At 52.4% G+C, this 7,611-nt stretch carries 8 protein-coding genes; 5 read left to right on the forward strand and 3 right to left on the reverse strand.

All coding sequences use genetic code 11. The features are described from left to right. Nucleotides 1–136: 136 nt before the first annotated feature. The 3 genes from CRP01_RS39215 to CRP01_RS39225 all read right to left on the reverse strand — a co-directional run bounded on the left by CRP01_RS39215 (nucleotide 137) and on the right by CRP01_RS39225 (nucleotide 2,699). On the reverse strand, nucleotides 137–1,450 hold the full coding sequence (locus CRP01_RS39215) for a hypothetical protein (protein ID WP_143473739.1): 1,314 nt from the start codon (nucleotides 1,448–1,450) through the stop codon (nucleotides 137–139). Continuing rightward, nucleotides 1,447–2,016 carry an RNA polymerase sigma factor gene (locus CRP01_RS39220; RefSeq protein WP_099155572.1) on the reverse strand — a complete coding sequence of 190 codons (570 nt, stop codon included), beginning with the start codon at nucleotides 2,014–2,016 and terminating at the stop codon, nucleotides 1,447–1,449. Before CRP01_RS39220 ends, CRP01_RS39215 begins: the two co-directional genes overlap by 4 nt. A 71-nt stretch (nucleotides 2,017–2,087) precedes the next feature. After that, nucleotides 2,088–2,699, reverse strand: a complete 612-nt coding sequence (locus CRP01_RS39225; protein WP_099155573.1) for a hypothetical protein — start codon at nucleotides 2,697–2,699, stop codon at nucleotides 2,088–2,090. A gap of 347 nt (nucleotides 2,700–3,046) precedes the next feature. Here CRP01_RS39225 and CRP01_RS39230 point away from each other — a divergent pair, with 347 nt between their 5' ends. From CRP01_RS39230 to CRP01_RS39250, 5 genes are all read left to right on the forward strand, one after another. Beyond that, nucleotides 3,047–3,481 (forward strand): hypothetical protein, encoded by a 435-nt coding sequence (locus tag CRP01_RS39230; protein WP_099155574.1) that lies wholly within the window; start codon nucleotides 3,047–3,049, stop codon nucleotides 3,479–3,481. Between the two features lie 19 nt (nucleotides 3,482–3,500). After that, the gene (locus CRP01_RS42805; RefSeq protein ID WP_099155575.1) at nucleotides 3,501–4,478 is read left to right on the forward strand and encodes a helix-turn-helix transcriptional regulator; all 978 of its coding nucleotides are present in this window, start codon (nucleotides 3,501–3,503) and stop codon (nucleotides 4,476–4,478) included. Between the two features lie 184 nt (nucleotides 4,479–4,662). Next, nucleotides 4,663–5,412, forward strand: coding sequence for an SDR family NAD(P)-dependent oxidoreductase (locus CRP01_RS39240; RefSeq protein WP_099155576.1), 750 nt, complete (start codon nucleotides 4,663–4,665; stop codon nucleotides 5,410–5,412). Nucleotides 5,413–5,516: 104 nt separating this feature from the next. Next, entirely contained in the window at nucleotides 5,517–6,575 is a 1,059-nt protein-coding gene (locus CRP01_RS39245) for an S-adenosylmethionine:tRNA ribosyltransferase-isomerase (protein ID WP_099155577.1), read from the forward strand. 182 nt (nucleotides 6,576–6,757) lie between these two features. Continuing rightward, nucleotides 6,758–7,267 carry a hypothetical protein gene (locus CRP01_RS39250; RefSeq protein WP_099155578.1) on the forward strand — a complete coding sequence of 170 codons (510 nt, stop codon included), beginning with the start codon at nucleotides 6,758–6,760 and terminating at the stop codon, nucleotides 7,265–7,267. Nucleotides 7,268–7,611 lie beyond the last annotated feature (344 nt).

Here is a 7,611-nt window from a genome sequence, read left to right on the forward strand (position 1 = left end):
AGGTAAGCTTTAGTAGGTTTTTTATGGTATTGGTGGGTAAATATTGTAACGCCGACCGTAACGCCGACTTCCAGTCGGTGTGTTCGCCGACTGGAAGTCGGCGTTACGATCGGCATTACAGGAGAGCTGCAATCGATCAGGGAAAATTATACTGCACCTGTACACCGGGAAGGGTCATGATCACATCCAGGCCGACCTGCCAGTTGGGCGTCAACCGCCACAATACGCCGGCCCGGGCTGCGGGTACGGCCAGGTAGAAAAGATCGCTGCCCCGATACACCTGGCTGGTAATCAATTGGTCGATTCCCCTTTCCGGGAAGTAAAAACGATCCTCCACAATGTTTTCATCCTGGATCAAGCCGACGATAGTGACCCCAAAGTAAAATTTAAAAGGATGCCGGCGTCGAAACATATAACGGACATCCAAACGCGCATAAGTCGCTTCCCAGTACTGGGTGCGCAGCACAAAAGCCTGTCCGGGATTGTCCGGTACCCGAGCCAATACTTCCTGCCGGGTATCCGGTTCGGAATAGAACATAGCGCCGATACTGATATCAAAACCGGAGCGGAACTGCCGGCCAAGGGTGAAACCATAATTTTGATCCCACCGTTTTCCTTTATCGAAAACCCCTTCAGTGTATTGCGGATAAAGCTCCAGCCATTCCTGACCTCCTTCGAGCGGGACGTAGACCGGCTCCGCTTTATTGGGTTGCACCTGGTAAAATTTAAAATCGCCATTTCGGCCCCGCGGAATGGTTTGCCAGCTGGCCTGAAAATACCAATAGCTCGGTGCCGGCTTCTTGATGGACCGATAGTTGATCTTTTCCGTTTCCGCTATGGCTACCGCGGCGATTGGGGACGATTCAAGATTATCCAGTACCGCAAAGTCCCGGAATTCCTTGCTCATTTCCAGTTCCCACAGATGGTCCGATAAGTTGCGGGGGATGAGGCTATCGCTTTCCGGTGACTGAGCAGCTGCCGTTGACGACTGTTCCGGGTGAACCGGTAAATCGATCGCTTGTCCGATCACTGCGGGCTTCTCCCCAACTTCCCGTATTGCTGCGGGTAGTGGATCTACCGTTTTGAGCACAGCGGTTGGTCTGGTCTTTTCGGCAGGAGCAGCTGTTGTTAGATCAGGAGCAATGGCAGGCCGGGCGCTAGCCGATTCCCCCGGAGGCAAGGCAGGGCCGCGAAGCGGGAAGGCACCGATGTCCGAGGTTGATCGTTCCGGCCTGTCGCCCATCCCGATCCGGCTGCTTCGGACCAGCCATAAACCGGCAGTAAAAGCTAGCACCAGACTGAAAACCAACAAATACCTTCCGATCGACGTCGGAGGTGGTGCCGGATCTTTTGCGATCTGGCTGTAGATAGCCTCCCATTGCCCCGGAGGGGGTGCAAATTTGCGCTCGTGCTGAATACTTTCTCTCAGCTTATCTTCCAGATAGCTCATAATGTATAGCTGTTGCGAATTGGCCTAAAAAAAGGAGCACTCCACTTTTGTAATTTCCGACGTGCCTTGGCTAAATTGGATTTGGAAGTGCCCACACTGATCCCGAGCAGCTCGGCAATTTCCGGATGGTTATAACCTTCCAATACATACAGGTTGAACACCAGCCGGTAGGCCGGTGGCAGCAATTGCAAAAGCCGGTAGATCTCTTCTTCGGCCAGTGTATTGAGGGCTTTATTCTCCACCCCCGGCATTTTTTGCACCGCTTCCATACCCAATATTTTATCGGCTTTGCGACCGGCCCGAAAATGGTTGATAGCCGTTCTTACCGTGATCGTCCGTAGCCAGGGTTTGAAGGGCTGATGAACATCGAATTGCTCCAGTGAGCGAAATACTTTGACAAAGGCATCCTGTACCACTTCTTCCGCTTCATCCCGGTTTCGGCAATAATGCAGGCTTACCGTCAGCGCATAGGAGTAGTAGCGTTCGTATAGTGCGAACTGTGCGGACTCCTCACCCTGACGGCAAGCTTTAATGATATCGGTTAGTGACGGACGGCTTTCTTTCATCAGAACTCTTGCGCGTTAATGGCTATCTTTTAAACGGCTTTTAGACAGGACCGATAGCAAACGGCCATTTTTTAACGAGGCTGCAACCAGACCCGGAAATACCCCTCCCGGAGCAGTAAACGCCGGTTGGTAAATAGCTCATCAATCGGCCTGCCCGGATCACCGATCAGTGAGCTGTTATCCGGGGAAAAAGTATTCGGGACAACTTTTTCAGCTTCAAAGCGGCCTTCTAAGATACTGCTTTCCGGGGACCAGCTTTCGATAAAAAGGGTTCCCTCCAGGTCGTAATAATGGGACGTCAAATACGGGCAGTGGCTGGTGCCACCCTGCTCCCGGCTCAACAGTCTGATATTTACCCGGGGGCCTTCCGCCTCACCCTGATCGTTCGCCCGGCCAAATCTTACTTCCCGGCCAACCAGTTCATCTTTCAGGTCTACCCCCAGGACCGTGATGCTGATATCTTCCATTCCATCATTGGTGGTTCGGGTAAAATGCAATTCTTCGGGGGTGTAATAACTTTCGTCCTGTCCAAAGCGATAGCCGTCAAATCGAACCATATTGTCATCGATCTCCGCTTCGATGAAATCGTTTTCCAGCACCATCACCTCCGTTTCAATGGAGGCTGATTCGCAGGCGCAGAAAAAGAGCAGGGAAAAGAACAGATAAATACTTGGCTTCTTCATGATTGTTTGCAATTGGTTTGTATTTATCTATTCAGGAGGTGGGGACCAAAGGGTTGCCTCGGGATAATTTTTTTTGTGACGCCGACTTCCCATTAGTGTGTCCGCCGACTGGAAGTCGGCGTTACGAGTGGCGTTACGAAAGTTAAAATCCCCGGCTCCGATACCGGCTAAAAAAACGGTCCGTTATTTAGATTATAAAATCGGGTAACCGACGGCAATACATTTACAACTAAGATCGTCGGGCCCATGAAGATCGTAACCGCAGCATCCAGTCATCTGTAAATTTCAAGTTCTCCAGCTACTCTTTCATCCTAACTATTACCGGACTAACTAAATTCTTCCAACCCATGTTGTCAAAACACCCCATCCTGTTCTTTCTGATCTTATTTTCATTGGCCGGATGTCAATCCGAACAATACTTTGATGATACCGCTATCCAGGGTCTCTGGCAATCGCTCAATGACCGTGAGTATGCGGTGGCCTTTCGCGAGGACGGAAGTTTCGGGAATTATACCCGGGATAAAGACCTTTTCGCCGATTTATACGAATGGAACGCGATCCATTACAAAGTCAATAAGGTGATCGATGCCAAACGGGTAGAATTGATCCTTTTTGACAATATCACCAAAAAGGAATTCATGCGGGCGGAAGTTCACCGCGTAGACGAAAATCGCATCCGGATCCTCTTTATCAAACATCACAACATTCTGGATCTGGCGGATGAATTCCATAAAACCGATGGTTTTGGTAATTTTGAGGAGATCATGGATAGTATTTACTGATGCCTAACTGATAACGAACTTGGATCGCGAGCAATTAAACCTGCAGAATAAAGAGCTAAAGATCATCAATGCCATCGCCCACCAGCTGAATCAGGCGGTAGAGCTGCGGACGGCGCTGCAAAGTAGTCTGCAGTATACGGTGGAATTGCTCGACCTGCATACCGGCTGGATCTGGCTGGTACACCCGCAGACCCAGTCCGTTTACTTGGCCGCTTCTCATCAGTTACCGCCGGCATTCCAACAACACCCGGAGCGCCTGTCCGGCTGGTGCTGGTGCATCGAAAAGTATCTGAGCGACCGCATGGATACTACCGTCAACATCAGCGAGATCACCTGCTCCCGGCTAAAAGACCTGCAGCAGGGAACGGCGGGGCTCCGCTACCACGCCAGCGTACCTTTGTTCTCCGGTCCGGAAAAGATCGGGATCATGAATGTGCTCAGTTCGGAATCCCAGCAAATGACGGAACGCAAGCTGCAATTGCTCCATACCATCGGCGAACTGCTCAGTATGGCCATTACTCGCACCCAGCTGTACGAGCAGAGCAAAAGCCGGGGCGCCGCCGAAGAGCGGCAACGCTTCAGCCGGGGCCTGGGCGAACAACTCCTGCCTACCCTGGACCGACTGCTGATCAAACTGCAGGCGGCCCAGTTGCCGGCAGCTAGCGATGTTGATCAGAGTCTCCGCGAATCCGAACAACTGGCCGGCCAGTTGATGGAAGCCATCCAGGAAATGCAGGACACCCTCAAAGAGATGGCCGAAACGGAACAGCGACAGCCGCAAAAGATCAAATATCCCGGTCCGCCGCTGTCTCCACGGGAACTGGAAGTGCTCCACCAGCTCCAATCGGGGCTGACCAACAAACAGATCGCCGATGAACTCTTCATTTCCGAACGAACGGTGAAATTCCACGTCAGCGCGATCCTGCAGAAGCTGGATGCCGCCAACCGGACGGAGGCAGTGCAAACGGCGCTGCAAAGGGGCCTGCTATCGGTCTAAAAGATCCGGTATTAAAGGTTTTCCGGTAAAGCGTCACCGCTATCGATACCTCTTATCTCGCTCCCATTTTAATGCCGCAATATTCCACCCACCTGTACCAAAGTACAGGTCCAAAACCCGCCATCTGCCCGGTGAATGGCCGCCCTTCTAGCCTGATCTTTGTGGTATACAAAAACCAAAAGACATGAAAGATCAAAGATCAACCGCACTGATCACCGGTGCCTCCAAAGGTTTGGGACTGGCCATTGCCGAAGCACTCGCCAAGCGGGGCTGGCGCCTGATCATCAACAGCCGGCACGCGCAGGAATTGCGTGATGCACAACGTAAATTGGAAACTTTCGGAGAGGTCGTTGCCATCTCCGGTGACGTTCGCGACGAGATCCACTTATTCCAGTTTGCGGAACTGCTCGAACGGGAACAGTGGTCTCTGGAACTACTGATCAACAACGCTTCCACCCTGGGTGCATCGCCCCAGCCGGCTTTGCTCGATTACGCAACCAATGCCCTGCATAACATTTACCACACCAATGTGATCGCGCCGCTTTCGCTCCTGCAAAAAGTACGCCCCTATCTAAGTACCAACGCCACCATCATTAATGTAAGCAGTGACGCTGCCGCTGAGGCCTACGAGGGCTGGGGAGGATACGGAGCCAGTAAAGCGGCCCTCGATCACTGGACCGCCATCCTGGCCAAGGAACAGCCGGACTGGTCGGTTTACGCCTTTGATCCGGGTGATATGCGTACGGAGATGCACCAGGCGGCCTTCCCGGGGCAGGATATCAGCGACCGGCCACTGCCCGAAGAAACGGCCGTACCGGCACTACTGAAACTCATCCAAACTCATCCGGAGAGCAGACGGTATACCGCCCAGGAACTGCTGACTCCGCCCACTTCCCCCTGGAAATCCGAATATTTCCTGACCATGCTGAAGTGAAAGCGACCCAACATTACAACGTTTCCACATTTCTACCTTTCCACGTTTTGTCAACATTTGACTCATCGCGGTCTGAAGACCTACTGATTCTAAAAATTACTGCCATGCAATCACCCACAATATCCGCCCTTGATTTTGAACTGCCGGTTCATCTAAGCCGGCCGCTGCCTACCGAAAGCCGGGGCCTGGAACGGGATGCCGTCAAACTACTCGTTTCCAAAATGAATACCGACAGCGTATTCCACACTACTTTCGCTGAGATCGATCGTTTCCTGCAGGCGGGCGATGTACTGGTGGTAAATACCTCCGCCACCGTACCCGCAGCCCTGGACATTGTGTTGCCCACGGGCCGCAGAGGCAAAATTCACCTGTCCAACCAGATCAGCGATACTACCTGGCGCGGTGAATTGCGGGAGATCGTGCAGGGCCGACCCAAACGGTATTTTCTGGGACAGGCCGGTGCGGTATTTCCACTACCCGGTGGGGGAACGGCTACCCTCCTGGATCTCCACTCCGGATCAACCACCGATACCCGCCATCTGCAGTTGTGGGAGATCCGGCTGGACCTCCCGCTTGTGCCCCTACCTTATCTGCACCGCTACGGGAAACCCATCCGCTACGATGAACAGCAATTTCCGCTGGAATACTACCAGACCGCTTTTTCCACCGAGGCCGGTAGCGCCGAAATGCCTTCCGCAGGAAGGGCCTTCACCCATCCCCTGATCACCCGACTGTTGATCAAAGGAGTGCAATTTGCGCCAATCACCCTGCATACGGGAGTGTCCAGTCTGGAAACCGACGAAGAACCCTTCCCCGAATTTTTTCGGGTGCCGGCCATCACGGCGAGCCTGATCAATACAGCCCGGCAGCAGGGCCGGCGGATCATCGCGGTGGGCACTACAGCCGGTCGGGCGGTGGAATCGGCGGTGGACCGGCATGGCCAGGTCCGGGAAAAGGAAGGCTGGACGGAATTGTACATCAAGGCGGAAAGTGGCATGCAGATCATCACCGGGCTGATCACGGGTTTTCACGAACCCCGGGCGTCCCATCTGCATATGCTGGAAGCCCTGGCCGGGCGTCATCACCTGGAGATCGCCTACCGCGCGGCCCTGGAAAGGGACTATTTGTGGCACGAATTCGGCGATCTGCACCTGATCGTATAAGTGAGCGGCGGCCGGTTCCCGGATCGGCCATCGCTCAAAATAGCATGATGAAAAAAGTATATTTAATTATCTTCGAGATTCTGATTAATTTTAGGCTGAATAGGAAACGGGTACAACTAAATTCAATATGTGTTAGGGTTTACACGTTCTCAATGAATTCCCAAAATCTAAAAACTATAGTCATGAAGGTTTTTAAATGTACGCTTCTGGTTGCGGCGGTATTTGCTCTTGCCGCAATTATCACACCTACTGATGTAATCGCCCAGGGAGGCTTCGACGGTCTCGGTAAAGGCGATGTGGTGATCATTTACGATGGTACCGGACAGGGCCAGAGCTATAAAGTGCGCCGTCCGGCAAAAAATAATCTGAAACGCTATCCGGTAGTGGGCCTGGGCAACTCTCCCGTTTTGCAGGAGTCTGCCTCCGCCGGCAAACAACCGATGACGGCACCCGACGGATACTACGTCGTTTTTTCCATGGGTGATGACATTGGCGGCAAGCAAGCCCTTTACACCGCTAACGGAGTAACTTACCGCGGTATCTGGCGGGTAGTGAAACCCATCTCCGCTACCGATTTCAATGAGAATGGAGAATTGATGGTTCCGGATGGGGTATTGTATAAAGAACGGCTGGTAGCCGATTATCTGATCGTTTCCCGGGCGGATTCATTTGCGGACCCGATCGAGGAATAAGCCAGCGATTATCCATTAAACACAAACATGAGTCATCCCGAATTTTGAGCTAAAGCGAAAAAGAGACACCAGTGGATGGCTAGCCTTAACCTGTAGAGCGGTATCGAAGCAGATCGGTACCGCTCTCCTGTTCTATGGCACCAATTCCTGAGGAATAAAAAGACCCAGGATCTCCATCCCCTCAAGAGTTGTAGGAGGAAGTCATACACTAAAGCGACAATAGCTAAGAGTTTGAGTCTATTTTCCCAGAACCATAATCTGGGGGATTCCATAGCCAGTTCTGATTTTCCGAAGCGGAAGCTCTGCTCAATTTCCCATCGGTGCATATAGGAAAAGACTATTTC

The sequence above is a fragment of the Flavilitoribacter nigricans DSM 23189 = NBRC 102662 genome (assembly GCF_002646595.1).
GTDB classification, from domain to species: Bacteria; Bacteroidota; Bacteroidia; order Chitinophagales; family Saprospiraceae; genus Flavilitoribacter; species Flavilitoribacter nigricans.